This window comes from Streptomyces sp. SID12501 (assembly GCF_010550245.1).
Classification (GTDB): domain Bacteria; phylum Actinomycetota; class Actinomycetes; order Streptomycetales; family Streptomycetaceae; genus Streptomyces.
On record NZ_JAAGLU010000004.1, the window covers coordinates 188,498 to 206,801 of the forward strand.

The 18,304-nt window shown below is 70.3% G+C and carries 18 protein-coding genes; 12 read left to right on the forward strand and 6 right to left on the reverse strand.

Annotated features, from left to right (window positions below):
- Positions 1 to 210 precede the first annotated feature (210 nt).
- Together G3I71_RS05960 and G3I71_RS05965 are read right to left on the reverse strand one after the other, a co-directional pair.
- The gene (locus G3I71_RS05960) at positions 211 to 1,119 is read right to left on the reverse strand and encodes an aldo/keto reductase (RefSeq protein WP_164312847.1); all 909 of its coding nucleotides are present in this window, start codon (positions 1,117 to 1,119) and stop codon (positions 211 to 213) included.
- A gap of 63 nt (positions 1,120 to 1,182) precedes the next feature.
- Complete coding sequence (locus tag G3I71_RS05965; protein WP_164312848.1) at positions 1,183 to 2,553, reverse strand: PI-PLC domain-containing protein; 1,371 nt, start codon at positions 2,551 to 2,553, stop codon at positions 1,183 to 1,185.
- 186 nt (positions 2,554 to 2,739) lie between these two features.
- Between G3I71_RS05965 and G3I71_RS05970 the strand changes: the two genes are divergently transcribed.
- The 11 genes from G3I71_RS05970 (at position 2,740) to G3I71_RS06025 (ending at position 13,818) form a co-directional block, all read left to right on the forward strand.
- Complete coding sequence (locus tag G3I71_RS05970; RefSeq protein WP_164312849.1) at positions 2,740 to 3,906, forward strand: acyl-CoA dehydrogenase family protein; 1,167 nt, start codon at positions 2,740 to 2,742, stop codon at positions 3,904 to 3,906.
- Positions 3,907 to 4,159: 253 nt separating this feature from the next.
- Complete coding sequence (locus G3I71_RS05975; RefSeq protein WP_164312850.1) at positions 4,160 to 4,885, forward strand: FCD domain-containing protein; 726 nt, start codon at positions 4,160 to 4,162, stop codon at positions 4,883 to 4,885.
- Between the two features lie 151 nt (positions 4,886 to 5,036).
- Positions 5,037 to 5,834 carry an enoyl-CoA hydratase/isomerase family protein gene (locus tag G3I71_RS05980; protein WP_164312851.1) on the forward strand — a complete coding sequence of 266 codons (798 nt, stop codon included), beginning with the start codon at positions 5,037 to 5,039 and terminating at the stop codon, positions 5,832 to 5,834.
- A gap of 3 nt (positions 5,835 to 5,837) precedes the next feature.
- Positions 5,838 to 6,806 (forward strand): acyl-CoA dehydrogenase family protein, encoded by a 969-nt coding sequence (locus G3I71_RS05985; RefSeq protein WP_164312852.1) that lies wholly within the window; start codon positions 5,838 to 5,840, stop codon positions 6,804 to 6,806.
- Entirely contained in the window at positions 6,803 to 7,948 is a 1,146-nt protein-coding gene (locus G3I71_RS05990) for an acyl-CoA dehydrogenase family protein (protein WP_164312853.1), read from the forward strand. Before G3I71_RS05985 ends, G3I71_RS05990 begins: the two co-directional genes overlap by 4 nt.
- A 17-nt stretch (positions 7,949 to 7,965) precedes the next feature.
- On the forward strand, positions 7,966 to 9,549 hold the full coding sequence (locus tag G3I71_RS05995; protein WP_164312854.1) for a FadD3 family acyl-CoA ligase: 1,584 nt from the start codon (positions 7,966 to 7,968) through the stop codon (positions 9,547 to 9,549).
- Position 9,550: 1 nt separating this feature from the next.
- Positions 9,551 to 10,792 carry a CaiB/BaiF CoA-transferase family protein gene (locus tag G3I71_RS06000; protein WP_164312855.1) on the forward strand — a complete coding sequence of 414 codons (1,242 nt, stop codon included), beginning with the start codon at positions 9,551 to 9,553 and terminating at the stop codon, positions 10,790 to 10,792.
- Complete coding sequence (locus G3I71_RS06005; protein WP_343242862.1) at positions 10,789 to 11,646, forward strand: enoyl-CoA hydratase-related protein; 858 nt, start codon at positions 10,789 to 10,791, stop codon at positions 11,644 to 11,646. Before G3I71_RS06000 ends, G3I71_RS06005 begins: the two co-directional genes overlap by 4 nt.
- A complete protein-coding gene (locus tag G3I71_RS52240) occupies positions 11,646 to 11,774 on the forward strand; it encodes a hypothetical protein (RefSeq protein ID WP_275409168.1) in 129 nt (42 codons plus the stop codon). The genes G3I71_RS06005 and G3I71_RS52240 overlap by 1 nt, the downstream gene beginning before the upstream one ends.
- A gap of 109 nt (positions 11,775 to 11,883) precedes the next feature.
- A complete protein-coding gene (locus G3I71_RS06020) occupies positions 11,884 to 13,032 on the forward strand; it encodes an acyl-CoA dehydrogenase family protein (RefSeq protein ID WP_164312856.1) in 1,149 nt (382 codons plus the stop codon).
- A 6-nt stretch (positions 13,033 to 13,038) separates the two neighbouring features.
- On the forward strand, positions 13,039 to 13,818 hold the full coding sequence (locus G3I71_RS06025; RefSeq protein WP_164312857.1) for an SDR family NAD(P)-dependent oxidoreductase: 780 nt from the start codon (positions 13,039 to 13,041) through the stop codon (positions 13,816 to 13,818).
- Positions 13,819 to 13,841: 23 nt separating this feature from the next.
- Here G3I71_RS06025 and G3I71_RS06030 read toward each other — a convergent pair whose 3' ends face one another.
- Complete coding sequence (locus G3I71_RS06030; RefSeq protein ID WP_164312858.1) at positions 13,842 to 15,128, reverse strand: amidohydrolase family protein; 1,287 nt, start codon at positions 15,126 to 15,128, stop codon at positions 13,842 to 13,844.
- A complete protein-coding gene (locus G3I71_RS06035; RefSeq protein ID WP_239148940.1) occupies positions 15,122 to 16,126 on the reverse strand; it encodes a CoA transferase in 1,005 nt (334 codons plus the stop codon). Before G3I71_RS06035 ends, G3I71_RS06030 begins: the two co-directional genes overlap by 7 nt.
- Before the next feature lie 49 nt (positions 16,127 to 16,175).
- Here G3I71_RS06035 and G3I71_RS06040 point away from each other — a divergent pair, with 49 nt between their 5' ends.
- On the forward strand, positions 16,176 to 17,141 hold the full coding sequence (locus G3I71_RS06040; protein ID WP_164312859.1) for an enoyl-CoA hydratase/isomerase family protein: 966 nt from the start codon (positions 16,176 to 16,178) through the stop codon (positions 17,139 to 17,141).
- An 88-nt stretch (positions 17,142 to 17,229) separates the two neighbouring features.
- Here G3I71_RS06040 and G3I71_RS06045 read toward each other — a convergent pair whose 3' ends face one another.
- Together G3I71_RS06045 and G3I71_RS06050 are read right to left on the reverse strand one after the other, a co-directional pair.
- Entirely contained in the window at positions 17,230 to 17,961 is a 732-nt protein-coding gene (locus G3I71_RS06045) for an enoyl-CoA hydratase-related protein (RefSeq protein WP_164312860.1), read from the reverse strand.
- Positions 17,962 to 17,990: 29 nt separating this feature from the next.
- Positions 17,991 to 18,302: a hypothetical protein gene (locus G3I71_RS06050; protein ID WP_203729458.1), complete on the reverse strand. Its 312-nt coding sequence runs from the start codon at positions 18,300 to 18,302 to the stop codon at positions 17,991 to 17,993.
- Positions 18,303 to 18,304: the final 2 nt, after the last annotated feature.

The window sequence follows — 18,304 nt, forward strand, 5'->3', positions numbered from 1 at the left end:
GGCATTCCTCCATAGGTGGGGGGGGAGAGCTGGGGGAAAGCGGTGCGGGTGACGAATCTGCGCGCGTAGACCGGGCGTTGGAGGCCTCCCGGTGCACACAAGGCAGGACCGTACCGACAAGATCCGCGCCACCGGGAGGCCCGGCCGGGGTTTCACGTAAAGCTCTTACGCACGTGCGACCACCGGCCGAGAAGGGGAATTTGGGGGCGATTACGGGTGATGTGACACACCGAGTCGGGACAACTCGTCGTCTGTCAGACGCAGTCCGCCCGCCGCCACGTTGGCCACGACGTGGTCCGGGTTGCCCGTGCCCGGGATGGCGAGCACATGCGCCCCCTGGTGCAGGCTCCACGCGAGCCGGATCTGGGCGGGGCTCGCGTCGTGCGCGCGGGCGACGGCGAGCACCGCGTCGTCGTGGGTGTCGGCGGCGCCCTGGGCTCCGCCGCTGCCCGCGACCGCGAAGAAGGGCACGAAGGCGATGCCCGACTCCTCGCACAGGCGCAGGAGTTCGTCACCCTCAGGGTCTGGGCGGTCCAGCGCGTACCGGTTCTGCACACACACCACCGGGGCGATCTCCTGCGCCTCGGCGAGGTGTTTCGGCTCGATGCCGGAGATGCCGAGGTGGCGGATCAGGCCAGCCTCGCGCAGTTCGGCGAGCGCGCCGAAGTGCTCGGCGACGGAGTCCTGGTTCATCCTGCGCAGGTTGACCACGTCGAGGTGGTCGCGGCCGAGCTGGCGCAGGTTCTCCTCGACGTGGCCGCGCAGTTGGTCGGGGCGGGCCGAGGTGGCCCACTCCCCCGAGTAGTCACGGTAGGGGCCGACCTTGGTGACGATGACCAGGTCGTCCCCGTACGGCGCCAGCGCGCTGTTGATCAGTTCGTTGGCGGAGCGCAGCGCGGAGAAGTAGAAGGCGGCGGTGTCGATGTGGTTGACGCCGAGTTCGACGGCCTTCCGCAGCACGCCCAGCGACCGTTCGCGGTCGCTGGGCGTGCCGAGGTGGAAGGCCGCGCTGCCGGTGAGGCGCATGGCTCCGAAGCCGAGCCGGTTGACGGTGAGATCGCCGAGTTTCCAGGTGCCCGCGGCGTCCGCGGCGTCCGCGGTGATCGTCTCCGAGGCCATCGGTGGAGTCTCGCATGCGCCGCACGTGCCGGACCGGCGGCCGAGGCTGCCTTTGGGCGCCCTTTACGGATAGACGTAGGTGTTCAGCGTGGTCACCGCCGAGGCGGGATTGCCGAGGTCGTAGCGGTCCACGGCGAGGAAGTTGGGCTTCTTGCGGGCGGCCGGCCGGCAGAACCGCTGGGCCCGGTCGGCGAGCTTGGTGTTGTCGGTCGTCGCCGTGGAGGCGATCGCCACGTCCCGGAAGTGGTTCATGACGAAGAGGGGCCTGAAGGCGCCCTCGGTGCGGGTCAGCGGGGTGTTGGAGTCGGCGCCGTACCAGCGGCTGTAGCAGGACCAGTCGGAGGTGCCGAGGCCGCCGCCCATGGACCAGTAGTTCTCCACGGTCCACTCGCGCTGGTACATCACACCGAAGGTGTCCCGGGTGAGTCCGGCGGTCTGGTCGGCGGAGCGGCTGTGGTCGGTGAAGATCAGCAGCCGGTCGTTGGCGGCGACCAGATCGGCGATCTTCGGCCAGCCGTTCTGCCGTACACCGGTCTGGTCGGGCCGGTAGAGGACGTCCGACAGACCACTGACGCGGGCGAGTTCGCCGCGCAGGACGCCCGGGTCGACGTAGTCCTCCAGGAAGACGGTGACGACCTGGGTGGGGTTCTGCTTGAGAAAGTCGACCATCCGCTGGAGGTCGACCCAGAGGGCGACCGGGCTGCTGACGAGGGTGCAGCTGTTGTGGCAGAGGATCGCGCCGTCGGAGGTCTGGTGGATGTCCAGCATGAACCCCCGTACACCGTCGGCGAGTTGCTGGTTGATGCCGCGCGACTGGTTGGGGACGAAGTTCACGAAGGGCGGGGCGAAGCCGCCGTCGACGCCGTTGGCGTAGGCGTTGTGGGCGGTGAGGAACGTGACCTGGTCCAGGGTCCGTTGGTCGGCGGACGGCATCGGGGCGACGGTGGGGGCGACCGGGGTGAGGTACCAGGCGGCCAGGCCGCCCGAGTCGCCGATGGCCAGCTGGTCGGGGTAGTTGGCGCCGGACGGCTTGGCGGCGACCGTCAGGTAGCGGGTGGCACCGGGGGCCTTGAGGGTGTACTGGTCGGTGCCGGACGGGGTGATCTCCCAGGCCGCGTCGGCGCTCGTACAGGCGACGGTCCTGGCCTGGTCGCCGGAGCGGCCCAGACAGGAGCCCGCGGTGTCGGTGCTCTCCAGGAGGTGCGAGGTTCCGCTCGCGCGCAGCGTCCACTGCTGGCGGTCCTCGTTGCCCTTGGGCCTGTGCTGTTCGACGGCTCCGGCGTCGTCGGCGGCGTTGAGTCCGGTGGTGGCGCTCTGGACGTAGTAGGCGCCGACAGCCGGAACGGGGGCGGCCAGAGCGGGCGGTGCCGGGGCGGCGACCACGGTCGCCAATGCGGCTGTTGCGGTGAGCAGAGCGGTGCGGGGGGTCGGCATCTACGGGGGCCCTTCATCGACTCGGCGGCTCGACGACTTGGTCGGCAGGGGCATGACATCACGAAGCCCTGCATGAAGTCAGCACACCCGTCACACCCGTCCCTCAACCATCAACACCCGTCTGTCACTTCGGTCTGACCTTTGATATGTTTCGACGCCACCGAGGCTGCGGGAGGCGTCCGAGCTGTGGACTTCGAGCTGACCGAGGATCAGGAAACGATCCGCAAGTCCGTCGCCGGACTCCTGCGTGACTTCGACGACCGGTACTGGATGGAGAAGGACCGCGACCACGAGTTCCCGGCCGAGTTCTACGACACCGTCGCGCGCGGCGGCTGGCTTGGGCTCACGATCCCCGAGGAGTACGGCGGCCACGGCCTCGGCATCACCGAGGCCACGCTGCTCCTGGAGGAGGTCGCGCGGTCGGGCGGCGGAATGAACGCGGCGAGCGCGATCCACCTGTCGATCTTCGGGATGCATCCCGTCGTGGTGCACGGCTCCGAGGAGCTCAAGCGCCGGACCCTCCCCCGTATCGCCACCGGCGACCTCCATGTCTGTTTCGGCGTGACCGAACCGGGGGCGGGGCTGGACACGACGAGCATCACGACGTACGCGCGCCGGGACGGCGACCACTACGTGGTGAACGGCCGCAAGGTGTGGATCTCCAAGGCGATGGAGTCGGAGAAGATCCTGTTGCTGACGCGGACGTCGAAGATCGACGAGGTCACGAAGAAGACCGACGGGATGACGCTCTTCCTGACCGATCTCGACCGCGCGCGGGTCGACATCCGCCCCATCCCGAAGATGGGCCGCAACGCCGTCACTTCCAACGAGCTGTTCATCGACGATCTGCGGGTGCCGGTGGAGGACCGGGTCGGCGAGGAGGGGCAGGGGTTCCGGTACCTCCTCGACGGGCTCAATCCGGAGCGGATGCTGATCGCCGCCGAGGCGCTGGGCATCGGGCGGGTCGCGCTCGACAGGGCTGTCCAGTACGGCAAGGAGCGAGTCGTGTTCGACCGGCCCATCGGTATGAACCAGGGGGTTCAGTTCCCGCTGGCGGACTCGCTGGCCAGGCTGGACGCGGCCGAGCTGGTGCTGCGGAAGGCGACCTGGCTGTACGACCACGGGCGGCCGTGCGGGCGTGAGGCCAACACCGCCAAGTACCTGTGTGCGGACGCCGGGTTCACGGCGGCGGACCGGGCGCTGCAGACGCACGGCGGGATGGGCTACTCCGAGGAGTACCACGTGGCCCGCTACTTCCGTGAGGCGCGGCTGATGCGGATCGCGCCGATCAGCCAGGAAATGATCCTCAACTATCTCGGCTCCCACGTGCTGGGGCTGCCGAGGAGTTACTGACCATCGCTGATGGTGCATCGGTCATCGCCCGGCAGAAGCCTGATGAGGGGAGTCAGTCATGAGCGACAACAGGGGGCTGTTCGATCTGACCGGCCGGTCCGCTCCGGTCACGGGGGCTGCGGGCGGTCGGACAGGCCATGTGACAGGCGGCGCGCGTCCCGTATTGAATGGTCCGGTCGAAGTGGTGCCACCGACGAGAGGCTGACCTGTGCAGAGCGCCGGACATTCCGCCAGTGATCCACGCTTCGACGTGGTGAGGGTGCCCAAGGCGTCGGACGTGCTGGCCGCCGAGGTGCGTGAGCGGATCCTCTCCGGCGAGTTCACCGAGGGCATGTCGCTGCCGCCGGAGCGCGCACTGGTCGACCAGACGGGGCTGAGCCGCGCGACGGTGCGGGAGGCGCTGCGCATCCTCGAGGTCGAACGGCTGGTGCGGATCAGGCCGGGTCGCGGCGGCGGCGCCTTCGTACACCGGCCGGGCCACGAGTCGGTGACGAACACGGTTCGGCTGGTCATCCGGGGTCAGCAGATCCGGCTCGAGGCTCTGCACGAGACGCGCGAGGCGATCGAGCCGACATGCGCCGCGCTGGCCGCGAAGCGGCGTACGGCAGCCGACCTCGCCGAGCTCGACGCGGCGCACGCCGAGTTGATGGCGGCGGACGACGACGTCCCGCGCTTCCTACGGGCCAACGTCCGCTGGCACACCGCTGTGGCGAAGGCCGGCGACAACGAGCTGTTGATCGGTTTCATGACGGCGCTCTCCCAGTCGATCTACGCCGCCACGGACATCGACCGGTTCATGGACGCGGAGATCCGCGAGGTCACCGCCCGTGCCCACGCGCGGATCACCGAGGCGATCCGGGCGCAGGACGGGCCCGCCGCGATGCGGCGGATGACCCGGCACGTGTGCGGGTTCGCCCGCGCGGCGGCCGAGGTGGACCAGCGGCAGCGAGTGGAGCTGCCCGCACCGGGCGACGACTGACAGGGCGCGCGCCCCCTCCCGAGCCGAGCTCCACCTGTGCGAGAATGCTATTTCCATTCAGCGTGAACAACACTCTTCACTTTCGGTCTGACCTTTACTAGCATCCGAGGTCGACCGACCAGTGGCGCCAGCGGCAAGGGAGAGGGTGCGCATGGGCGAGGCCGACTCCGTCCTGACCGTGACCGCCGACGGCGATGTCCGCGTCGTCACCCTGAACAGGCCCGACAGGCTCAACGGGGTCTCCGAGGAGCTGCACCGGCGACTCGCCGCGGTGTGGCGGGAGTTGGCGGACGATCCCAAGGCGCGGGCCGTCGTCCTCACCGGAGCGGGACGGGCGTTCAGTGCGGGCGGCGACTTCGACCATCTGCGCCGCCATCACACCGACCCCGAGCTTCGGGAGCGGTCGATCCGCCTCGACCGGACGATCCAGACGGAGATGATCCGCTTCCCACTGCCCGTCGTGGCAGCGGTCAACGGCCCTGCGGTGGGCCTCGGTTGCAGCCTCGCACTGGGCTGCGATCTGGTGCTGATGGCCGACGACGCCTACCTCGCGGACCCGCACATCTCGGTGGGCCTGGTGGCCGGTGACGGCGGTGTGACCCTCTGGCCGCTGCTCACGAGCCTGCTCCGGGTGAAGGAGTACCTCTTCACCGGGGACCGCATTCCCGCCGCGACGGCGGTCCAACTCGGTCTGGCCAACCGGGTCGTTCCGGCCGCCGACCTCCACCAGGAGGCGCTGGCGCTGGCCCACCGGCTGGCGGCCCAGCCTCCGGAGGCACTGCGCGCCACGAAGGCGGCGCTGGCCGTCGTGGTGGAACAGATGACCCGAGGCGGCATGGAGGCGGCCCTGATGGCGGAGCGGGCCACGATGACCAGCCCGGACCATATCCGGATCGTCGACGAACTTGCGTCGCGGGCGGAGCGCCGGTCCAGGGGCGGGGAGGGGTAGCGCGTGGACACCGAGGAGTTCGTGCTCGTACGCGACCAGCTGCGTTCGTTCGCCGCCCGGTTCCGCGTGGGGTCCGCCGACGACGTCAAGCCCTCGGCCGGCGCCGCCGCGCAGGAGGCACTGGGCGAGTTGGGGCTGAGTGAACTGCGCCGGGCCACTCCCCCGGCCGCCACCGTCCAGGAGTGCGCGCTGCTCTCCGAGGAACACGGCAGCCTGCCACTGCCCACCTCCCTCCTCGGTACGGTCCTGCTCGCCCCGGAACTCCTCCGCCTGCTGGGGACACCGGCGGCGCCGGGCCGGACCCCGACGATCGCCCTCGGCCGCGACCTTCGCTTCCCCGCCGCGAGCTCCTCCCCGCTCGTCGCCTGGGACAGCGAGGGCGCGGACGAGGCGCTGTGCGTGCTGCCCGACGGGACGGTGACCGCGGCCGGGCTGGGTCCGGCGGCACCGAGCGTGGACCTGTTGCGCGCGATCCGTATCGCGGAGCCCTCAGGGCGCGTGGTGGGACGGCTCGATACGGCCGGACACCGGCACTGGCAGGCGTACGCGTTGACCGTCGTGGCCTCCGAACTCGTTGGTGCGGCTCGGTCGTTCGTCGCACAGAGCGTGGAGTACGCGCGGGAACGCGCCCAGTACGGGCGGCCGATCGGGTCGTTCCAGTCGGTGCAGCATCTGCTCGCCGACGCGACCGTGCTCGTCGAGGCCTGTGCGAGCGCGACCCGGTACGCCGCCTGGTGTCTCGACCACGAACCGCCGGAACGGGCGCTGGCCGCCGCGCGGGTCGCGAAGGCCGAGGTGAACAGGTCGGCGGTGGAGGCGGTGTACGCCGGTACGCAGGTGTTCGGCGGGATCGCGCAGACGTGGGAACACATCGCGCACCTGTATCTGCGCAAGGTCCGCGTGGGCGCCACGGTCCTGGCCACGACGGCCGATCTGCTGACGGTGCTGGCCGAACCGGAGGCGGTGCGATGACCGACACCCCGCTGGACTTCGGCGACCCGGCCGACCTGAATCGGCTCCGGATACGGTTCCGCGCATGGCTGGCCGAACACCCGCTCCCTGAACGGCACTTGGACGAACCGGTGCCCGTCTTCCTGCGTCGCTGGCACCGCCAGCTGCACTCCGGTGGCTGGGTAGGCCTCGATGTACCGGAGCGGTACGGCGGCCGTGGCCTGACGGCACTTCACCAGGTGGCGATCAGCGACGAGTCGGGCTCCTGCCGCGCCCCTGGCGTCCCCCGGATCGGCTATCTCGCCCACGCCCTGCTGGAGTTCGCCTCCGAGGAGCAGCGCCTGCGCATGCTGCCGAGGATGCTGGCGGGCGACGAGGTGTGGTGCCAGGGGTTCAGCGAGCCGGGCGCGGGCTCGGACCTCGCCGGGATGAGCACTTTCGCGGAGCGCAGGGGCGATCACTACGTGGTCCGGGGCCAGAAGCTCTGGACCAGCTACGCCCAGTACTCCGACCTGTGCCTGCTCCTTGCCCGCACGGACCGCGAGGGCTCGCCGCACCGCTCGGTCACGGCGTTCGCGCTGCCTCTGGACCGCGCGGGCGTGACCGTCCGGCCGCTGCGGGCCGCCAACGGAGACGACGAGTTCTGTGAGCTGTTCCTCGACGACGTCCGCCTGGAGGAGTCCGAACGGGTCGGCTCCGAGGGCGACGGCTGGCCGCTGGCGATGACGACGGTGTCGTACGAGCGCAACGCCCTGGACACCGGCCATCTGTCGAAGTACGGCCTGCTCGTCGAACGTCTGCGGTCCACCGTCCGGGAGCGCGCTGACACACTCCCGGACGGACTGCGTTCCGAGATCGGGCAGTGCTACGTGGACTACGAGGTCCTGGTGGCGCATGCCCGGCGCCGTACCGCCGAGCGCCTGGGCGGGCAGGTCGCCGGACCCGAGTCGTCCGTCGACAAGCTCCTGATGACGAGGGCCGAACAGCGCCTGTACGAGACGGCGCTCAAGGTGTTCCCGGAGCAGCTGGCCGAGGACGGCGGCGAGCTGTTCGGCGAGTACCTCTATTCGCGGGCCGCTTCGGTGTACGGCGGTACCTCCCAGATCCAGCGGAACATCATCGCGAAACGGGTCCTGCATCTGCCTTCGTCCGGCCGGCCTTGAGCACTGGAGCCTTCTCGATGCGATACGACGAAGAATTCCTGACCATTCCCCATGCCATCAGGCTGGCCGCCGAGCGCTTCGGAGACGACATCGCACTGATCGACGAGGACCTCCGATGGAGTTTCCGCGAGCTGGAACAGCGAATGACGGAGGCGGTGAGAGCCACTGTCGCGCTGGGGATCGAGGAGGGTGACCGGGTAGGGCTCTGCGCGCCCAATTCCGCCGAATGGATCTTCGCCGCACTCGGCATCCAGGGTGCGGGAGGTGTCGTCGTCCCGCTCAACACACGCTTCAAGGCGGGCGAGATCTCCTACATTCTGCGCAAGTCTGGAGCGAAGGCGGTTTTCGCGGCCCCTTTCCTAGGCAGCGATTACATCGCCGAGCTGTTGCGGCACGACCCCGATCTTCCGGCGCTCCGCAGGACGGTGTCGGTTCTCGGTGCCAAGGGTGCCGCGGATCTGTCGTGGACCGAATTCCTGCGGGCCGGTGAGGAAGTCCCCGCCGCCACGGCCGAGGAGGTTGTCGGGCGGCTCACCCCGGACGACATCTCCGACGTGATGTTCACCTCCGGCACGACGGGCCATCCCAAGGGCGTCATTCTCACCCACGGCCAGTCGCTGCGAGCTTACGGCTGGATGGCCGAGGAGTACACGTTCCGGCGCGGCGACAGCTTTCTCGTCATCCCGCCGTTCTTCCACTGCTTCGGCTACAAGGCGGGCTGGCTGGCCTCCTTCCTGCACGGGGTGACGGTCATTCCGATGCCGGTGTTCCATCCCGGAAAGGCGTTGGAGATCATCGAAAGAGAACGTGTGAGCATTCTCCTGGGCCCACCGACGATCTTCCACGACCTGATCAACCACCCTGACCGCTCCGGACACGATCTTTCGTCGCTCCGGGTTTCCATGACGGGCGGCACCACCATTCCGGAGTCGCTGATCCGCGCCATGAAGTCGGATTTGTCCTTCGACATCGTGATGAGCGCGTACGGGCTCACCGAAGCCTCCGCATTGGTGACGACCACCTGTGTCGACGATTCCGAGGAGACGGTGGCCCGCACGACCGGGCGGGTCATTCCGGACGTCGAGGTACGGATCGTCGACGAGACAGGTCAGGAACTCGCGGCGGGACAGGACGGAGAAATCCTCGTACGGGGATACAACGTCACCCGAGGTTATTGGGACGACCCCGGGGCGACCGCCGTCACGATCGACGACGAGGGCTGGCTGCACACCGGGGACATAGGGCGGCTCGACGGGAACGGGAATCTCTCGATCGTCGACCGGAAGAAGGAGATGTACATCGTCGGCGGATTCAACGCCTATCCGGCGGAGATCGAGAAGCTGCTGCTGGCCTACGAGCCCGTAGCGCAGGTCGCCGTGATCGGTGTGCCCGACGAGCGGCTCGGCGAGGTCGGCTGTGCCTTCGTCGTCCCGAAGGAGGGGTACGAGGTCGGCGAGAAGGACATCGTCGAGTGGTCGCGCGAGCACATGGCCAACTTCAAGGTGCCGCGCCATGTCCGCTTCAGCGACCAACTCCCGCGCAACGCCAGCCAAAAGGTCCTCAAGGACGAGTTGCGCACCCGCTTCGAAGCGAAGGCCTGACATGGCCGACGAAGCCGTTCCGGCCGGGGCCGTCGGGCCGCTCGACGGCATCACGGTGGTGACGTTGGAGCAGGCTGTCTCCGCTCCCATGTGCACCCGTACCCTCGGCGACTTCGGCGCCCGGGTGATCAAGGTGGAGAACCCGAAGGGCGGCGACTTCGCCCGGCACTACGACGACGTGGTGAACGGTCTCTCGGCGCACTTCGTGTGGATCAACCGGGGCAAGGAGTCGGTGGCTCTGGATCTCAAGTCCCCTGCGGGAATGGCGGTGTTGCACCGGCTGCTCGCCCACGCGGACGTCCTCGTCTCCAACCTCACCCCCGGCACCACGGCCAAACTGGGCATCGCTCCCGCCGACCTGGCCGTACGGCATCCGGAGCTGATCGCGGTCGAGATCGACGGGTACGGTCCTGGCGGCCCCCTCTCCCACAAGCGGGCCTACGACCTGCTCGTCCAGGCCGAGGCGGGGGCGTGTGCGGTGACGGGTCTGCCCGGGGCACCGGCCAAACCCGGACCGCCGATGGCCGATGTGTGCGCCGGACTGTACGCGGCCATGTCCATCATGGCGTTGCTGTACGAGCGGGGGCGTGGGCGGCATGGCGGACCGGCGTCGGTCGCGGTGAGTCTGTTCGACACCATGACGGAGTTGATGGGCTATCCGCTGACGTACACCCAGCACTCGGGCGTCGACCAGCAGCCCTGGGGCATGGGTTCGCCGGCGGTGGCACCGTACGGGGCGTATCCCACGGCCGACGGTCACACCGTCGTCCTCGGGACGACCAACGACCGTGAATGGCAGCGGTTCGCACGGGAGTTGCTGGGCAGGCCCGACCTGGCGGACGACGAGCGGTTCGCCACCACGCCCGGCCGGGTCACCCACCGGGCCGTCCTGGACGCCGAGATCAGCGCCTGGTGTGCCCGCCACGAGCTGGCGTACGTACAGAGCAGCGCGGACGCCGCCGGGATCGGCAACTCGCGGTTCAACACGCCGAGCGAGGTGGTCGCGCATCCGCATCTGAAGGCGCGTGACCGGTGGCGGAAGGTCGAGACACCGTACGGGCCGATCTCCGCACTGCTTCCGCCGCCGGTGATCTCGGGCTACGAGCAGCCGATGGGCGCGATCCCGGCGCTCGGTGAGCACACGGCGGCCGTACTCGCCGAGTTGGGCATCGACGGTCAGGGCGAGGAGACGGGCAAGAATACGGACCCGGACACGGATACTGGCGAGGGCGTGGCGACGTGAGCGGCGCAGCGCCTGTGCTGCTGTGCGACGACCGGGACGGCGTACGGACGCTGACGCTCAACCGGCCGCGCCGGAAGAACGCCATCGACGCCGAGTTGTGGGCCGCGTTGCGAGACGCGTTGACGGACGCAGGACGTGATCGCGACGTGCGGGCGCTGGTGGTCACGGGGGCCGGGGGCGCGTTCTGCTCGGGGGCCGACATCTCGGGCGGGGTCAGCGGCGTCCATCCCCTGTACCGGATGCGGACGTTGAGCGAAGTCGCCCTGGCGTTGCACGAGTTGCCGGTGCCGACCATCGCCAAGGTGACCGGTGTCGCGGTCGGGGCCGGGTGGAATCTCGCGCTCGGGTGCGATCTGGTCGTGGCCACGCCGGAGGCACGGTTCTCGCAGATCTTCGCGCGGCGCGGGCTGTCCTTGGACCTGGGGGGTTCCTGGCTGTTGCCGAAGCTGGTCGGGTTGCAGCAGGCCAAGCGGCTCGCGCTGCTCGCCGAGACGATCAGTGCCGAGGAGGCCCGGGCGCTCGGGCTGGTGACGTGGGTGGTGGCGGCGGACGAGGTGGATTCCTTCGTGGACGGACTCGGGGCGCGGCTGGTGGTGGGTGCGCCTGTCGCGCTCGCGCAGACCAAGGCACTGCTGAACGAGGGTGCCGACCGCACGCTGCGGGACGCGCTCGCGAACGAGGCCCGCGCCCAGGGGGTGAACTTCGCCACGGCGGACGTGTCGGAGGCGTTCACGGCGTTCGCGGAGAAGCGGGAGCCGTCCTTCGACGGGCGGTGGTCGGTAGTGGGAACCGGGACCGGCCCGGAGACCACCGACTCGGCGGCGCCTGGCGCCCCTTCGGTCAGGAGGCCGTAGTGCGTGAAGCGGTGATCGTGACGGCGGGGCGCAGCCCAGTCGGGAAGCGCGACGGCGGCCTCGCAGGCGTCCACCCGGCCGACCTGTCCGCCCTCGTCCTGCGCGCGCCGCCCGAGCGACCCGCATGATCCACCACATGCGGGAGCGCGGCCTGCGCCACGGCCTGCAGACCATGTGCGAGGGCGGCGGCACAGCGAATGCCACTCTCGTCGAACTCGCCTCCTGACGGGAGCAGTTGTGCGCAGAGAGATCTTCACGCCCGACCACGAGGCGTTCCGCGGGCTCGTCCGGGACTTCGTGGCCAACGAGGTGGTGCCGTACTACGCCGACTGGGAGGAGGCCGGGCGACTGCCCCGGGAACTCTTCGAACAGCTCGGCTCACTAGGCCTGTTGGGCATGTCCGTCCCCGAGGAGTTCGACGGTGCGGGCCTGGACGACTACCGTTACAACGTGGTCCTCCAGGAGGAGGCGGCCCGCGCGCTGGTCACCCTGGGTACGGTACGCACCCAACTCGACGTCGTCCTGCCCTACTTCCTCACCTACGCCGACCAGGAGCAGCGCGCCCGCTGGTTCCCCGGCCTCGCCGCCGGCAAGTTGCTCACGGCCGTCGCCATGACGGAACCCGGTACGGGCTCCGACCTCGCGGGCATCCGCACGACCGCCGTCCGGGACGGCGACTCGTACGTCCTCCACGGGGCGAAGACCTTCATCACGGGCGGGCTGCTCGCCGACCTGGTGGTCGTGGTGGCCCGGACGGCCACCGATCCCGACGACCGACGCGCGGGGCTGACCCTGCTGGTCGTCGAGGACGGCATGCCGGGGTTCACGCGGGGCCGGGTGCTGAAGAAGATGGGCATCAGAGTGCAGGACACGGTCGAGCTTGCCTTCGACGACGTACGTGTCCCGGTCGCCAACCGGCTCGGCGAGGAGGGTGCGGCCTTCGGCTACCTCGGCCACAACCTGCCGCAGGAGCGGATGACCGTGGCGGTCGGATCGGTCGCGCAGGCGCGGGCCGCCCTCGATACGACGGTCGAGTACGTCAAGGAGCGCCGGGTCTTCGGGAAGCCGGTCGCCGCCTTCCAGAACACGAAGTTCGAACTCGCCGCCGTGGCAGCCGAGTTGGAGGCGGCGCAGATGATGCTCGACCGCGCTGTCCTCGAACTCGTCGACGGTGAACTGTCCGGCGCCGACGCGGCGAAGGTCAAGCTGTTCTGCACGGAGATGCAGGCCCGGGCCGTCGACCGATGTCTTCAACTCTTCGGCGGATACGGGTATATGCAGGAGTACCCCATCGCCCGGCTCTACACGGACGCGCGCATCACCCGTATCTACGCCGGGACGAGCGAGGTCATGAAGGTCATCATCGCCAAGTCGTTGGGACTGTGATGCCGGATGTCCGGGACAGCTGATTTCGAGGGCCGGACGGGCGCCGCGTTCGTCGCGGGCGGTACCGGTGGCATCGGCGCGGAGATCGTACGGATGTTGGCCGAGCGGGGCAGCGACGTGGCGTTCACATACCGAGCCAACGAGACGGCAGCGGTGGCGATCGCCGGCGAGGTGAAGGCATACGGCCGTCAAGTCCTGGCGCTGCGGCTGGACTTGGGGGACGAGATGGCCACGGCGGAGGCGGTGGGCGAGGCCGACGAGGTGTTCGGAGGGCTGCACACGGTCGTGTACGCGGCCGGTCCCCACGTACCGATGAGGCATCTCAGCAAGGTGACGCCGAGCGAGTACCGTGCCCAACTCGACGCGGACGCCGTGGCGTTCTTCAGTCTGGTCCATCCCGCGCTGCCGAGGCTGCGGGAGACCCGGGGCAGCATCGTCGCCGTGACGACGGTGGCCACCCGCCGTTACCCGGTCCGGGACGGGCTGTCGGCGGGCACGAAGGGCGCCGTCGAGGCGGTGGCCCGGGCGCTCGCGGCGGAGGAGGGCCGGTACGGGGTCCGCGTGAACTGTGTGGCGCCCGGGATGCTCAACGACGGTATCGCGGGCCGTCTGATCGCCTCCGGGGAACTGGACGAGGCCGCGCTCTCGATCACCCGGCGCAACATCCCGTTGCGCCGCTTCGGGGCAGCGAAGGACATCGCGGAGGCGGTGGCGTTCCTCGCCTCGGAGCGCGCGGGGTTCATCACGGGGCAGGCGTTGGGGGTGGACGGTGGGTACAGCGTCTGACGCGTCCCTTCACTCGCGCCTGCTCATTCGGGTGCGGTGATGCGGTCTCCGGCTACGAACGCCGCCCTGACGGTGTCGGCTGTCAGTGCGTCGAGTGCTTCCCGCAGGGGTACGTGGAGCAGGCACAGGTCGGCGACCTCGCCGACCGCCAATCGCCTTGGCCTGGCGGGGTGTCGGGGCTCCCCGGTGAACAGGTTCAGGGCCGCTTCCGCGTTCAGGGCCTCTCCCCCGGTGCGTTCGACGGTGGCCCGCATGACCGCCCACGGGTCATGGGTTCCGTAGGGGGCGTCGGTGCCGGCGGCGAGTGGGATGCCCGCGTCGGCCAGGGACCGGCAGCGGTAGAGGTGGGGGCGGTCGTCGGGGTCCACGTCGGTGGCGTAGGCGTTGCCGCGTTCGGCGGGGAAGTGCGGCTGGGTCACGACTGTCACGCCGAGCTGCTTGATCCAGGGGATCGTCTCGGCCGGGACGACGGATGCGTGCTCGATGCGGTCGCCGTCGACCGGGCCGGCCTCGTCCAGGGCGAGGAGGGTCACGAGCAGCTGCACCCGGGTCACGCAGTGGACGGCCACCGGGCGTGGCCGGAGCGACGCGATCCGGACGGCGAGTTCGGCCGGGGCGGGCAGGGTGGCGTCGTCGAGCATCAGCTTCACGGGCGCGTCGACCGTCATGACGAGCAGCCGCTGCGGCAGCACCGACAGCAGGTCGAGGAGACCGCCCGCCGGGTGCGGATCGGCGTTGGTGAACCCCGTGACACCGAGCGCCGCCGCCCTGCTCCCCACACCCTCCAGATCCAGCCGCACGGGCGGTACATGTCCACGCAACCGTTCGTCCTCCCGCCAGAACCGTCCGTCGCCCGACTCCGTCTCCAGACCGGCCGCCCGCAGCGCGGCACTGTTCCACACCCACAGCGCGCCGGTCCGGTGCTGGACGCGGACCGGCCGGTCCGGCACGAGGTCGTCGAGGGCCCATCGGTCGAGGTCGCCCGCGACGCTCTCGTGGTAGCCGACGGCCCGCACCCACTCGCCGGGCGCCCCACCGTGCAGGGCCGCGGCGAGTCCGTACCGGCCGGCGACATCTACCGGGCCGACCCGGACGGACGCGGCGTCGGCGGCCAGCGCCGCGAGGTGGATGTGGTGGTCGTGGAGGCCGGGAAGCAAGGCGCCGCCGCGCCCGTCGATGAGGTCGGGGTCGTCTCTCCCGTCTCGCCCACTTCTCCCGTCCATCCGCTCTCCGATCTCGGCGATACGCCCGTCCCGGACACGTACGTCCGCTCGCCCGGCGCCCTGGATCTCGACGTTCCTGATCAGCACGGCGACGGCACCAGGGAGGCGGCGCAGGCCGACATGGCGAGGTTCAGCAGTTCGCCGCCTCCGGTGGCGAGGGAACGGGCCGTGGCATGGGCGGCGTAGACGCCGGTGACCGGGTCGGCGAGCGCGTCGCCCAGGAACACGGGGTCGCCGTGAGCGTCGACGCCGGTCAGGCCGCCCGCGGCGGCGGCGTCGTCGCCGAACGCGATACGGTCGTCGTCCCTGCCGTAACCGGTGATGCTCACCCAGACCCGGCCCGGCCGGGCGGCGAGGAACTCCTCGGCGTGGACCCCGAGCCGGCGCAGCGCCCGCGCCCGGGACGCCTCGATGACGATGTCCGCCCCCGCGATCACCTCGGCGAGCGCGCCCGAGGCGAAGTCCAGCACCAGACTGTCGTGCCCCTCGTGCAGCCAGCGGTAGAACGCGGGCGACCCGACACGGGCACCGTCCGGGCGGGTCACGCTCTCCACCTTCACCACTTGGGCGCCCGCCAGCCCCAGAAGGCGCGCACACAAGGGGCCCGCCCAGAGGGCCGACAGGTCGACGACACGCAGGGCGGCTGTGTCGCGTACGCGCTGCTCGCCGAGACGCTCGGTCCGTACCGGGGGCCCGCTCACGGAGGCGTGCTCCGAGGCCGCGATCCCCAACAGTTGTGCGCTTGTTGCCACTTCGGCGGCCTTGGCCCGGCGCACCACCCTCTGAAGCGGTTCGCCCGCCACCCCGTTCAGGAGGGCGACGAGAGCCGGTACGGCGGCCAGGTCGTCGGGACGGGCGAGGTTCACCGCGGTCCAGCCGTCGGCCGCTTCGAGGAGGTGACAGGAGCCGCCGGCCGACGACCGGCCCGGGAGGGCGTGGCCCATCAGCCGGGCGCGGAGAAAAAGGGCCGCGGGCAGGTCGACGGACACGCCCGTGAGAGCGGTGAACTCCTTCGCGACCGAGACCAGCGGAGACAGGTACGGCTCGACCGACCCCATCCAGCTGTCGAGAGCGTCATTCTCCAATGGCCAAACGCCCTTCTCCTCCGAGGTAGCCCCAAATTACACTCCGGTCGTGACCTTGCCCTCCCCCTTCGTCCTCGTCGACCTCGACCGTGGACCGAGTCCCGACCTCGGCCTCGGCCTGGGCCTAGGAACGACTGGAGTGACCGGGCGGGTGCTCGTAGGCATCGCGGAGAAACCCATCGCGGCCGACGCACGCTTCGACATCCTCCTCACCAGCGAGCCCGACCCACCACGCCCCTGGGTGAGCTGCGCCGACCCGTACGCCACGGCCCGCCGTCTGGCGGAGATCGTCGCGGACCGTCCCGCCGCCTCGGTCGCCCTGACGCAGGTGCTGCGGATGGGACCCGCGCTGGCGCCACCCGACCGTCTGGTGGCCGAGTCGCTCGCCTATTCGACGCTCCAGGCATCGGCTGCCTTCCACGCCTGGCTGGACTCGGCGCCCGCTCGTACACCACGCCCCTGCGCTGAGCCGGTCGCCCTGGCCCGTGACGGTGACAGCCTCTCCATCACCCTCGACCGGCCGCAGGCCCGCAACGCCATGGACGCCGGTACGCGGGACGCCCTGTGCGAGGCGCTCGAAGTCGCCGTACTGGACCCGTCGATCACCCGCGTCGACCTCTACGGCAACGGGCCGGCCTTCTGCGCCGGCGGGGACCTGAGCGAGTTCGGCTCGGCCAGGGATCCCGCACAGGCCCATATGGTGCGCGTCCACCGCAGTCCCGCCGCCCTGCTCCAGCGGTGCGGTGCGCGGGTCACGGCACATCTGCACGGCGCCTGCATCGGGGCGGGCATCGAACTCACCGCGTTCGCGGGACGGGTGCGGGCGACGCCGGACACAGTGATCCGGCTGCCCGAAGTGGGGATGGGACTGATTCCGGGCGCGGGCGGCACAGCCAGCCTGCCGCTGCGGATCGGGAGGGAGCGTTCGGCGTATTTGGCGTTGTCGGGGGAGGCGCTGGGAGCTGAGGATGCGCTTCGGTGGGGGTTGGTCGACGAGGTTGTTCAGGGGGACTGAGCGCTCTGTGCGATGTGCGGTATTGAGTCTGCGGGCAGTCGGTGGCTGGTCGCGCAGTTCCCCGCGCCCCTGAAGGGGCCCTGCCCCGTCACTTTCCCGTCCACACCGGGGGCCTGCGCTCCGCGAACGCCCTCGCTCCCTCTGTCGCGTCGGCGCTGCGGAACACCGACTCGATCTCCGACGGTTCGGCCAGGCGGCGTTCCCGCATCAGCTTCTTGGTCATGGCGACGCCCAACGGGCCGTTCTGTGCGATCCGTTCGGCGAGGGCCAGTGCCTCCGCGCGGACTTCCTCGGCCGGGACGACCCTGTTCACCAGACCGATCTCCCAGGCCCTGGCCGCCGTGACCAGTTCACCCGTGAGGCCCATCTCCAAGGCAACGGCCAGCGGGATGCGGTCGGCAAGGGTGGTGGCGCCACCGGCCGCGAAGAGGCCGCGTCTGACCTCGGCGATGCCCAGGGACGCGGTGTCGGCGGCTACCACCAGGTCGCAGGCCAGAGCGAGTTCGAAGCCGCCGGCCACCGCCGACCCGTTGAGCGCCGCGACGACCGGGGTGGTGACGCCCTCACGGTAGAACCAGAGCAGGCTGTCGAAGCGGGCGCCGCGTGCGAACGCCTTCAGGTCCATGCCGGCGCAGAAGGCCGGGCCCGCCCCGGTGAGGACGATCGCCCGGACGGCAGGGTCGGCGTCCGCCTCCTTGAGGGCTGTCGACAGTTCGTGAAGCAGCTCTGGGTTCAGGGCGTTTCGCGCCTCGGGCCGGTTCATCGTGGCCACAAGGACGCTGCCCACCCGTTCGGTCAGGACCAGGTCGTCCTGCGCCATGACAACTCCTCTTCTGACAGGGGCTCGGTTCAGTCCGACGCGGGCAGCGGCCTGGCCGCCTTGACGGTCATCGGAGCGCCGTCGCAGACCAGTTCGCCCGCTCCGGAGGCGGTGCAGAGCAGTTCGAGGGTGCCCGTGGCGTCCACGTACCGCTTGCCGACGAGGGTGCCCGAGCCGGTGTCCTTGACCTGGGGGGCGGAGGCGGCGGGCACCATGGGCGCGCCCGCGCAGGTGAGTTGGGGCTGCGCGTCGGCGGAGGCCCGGATCACGACCACACGGGTGCCGCAGGCGGTGCTGGCGAGCTGGTTGCCGGGGCGCAGCGTCGGTGCCGGAGTGGTCATGG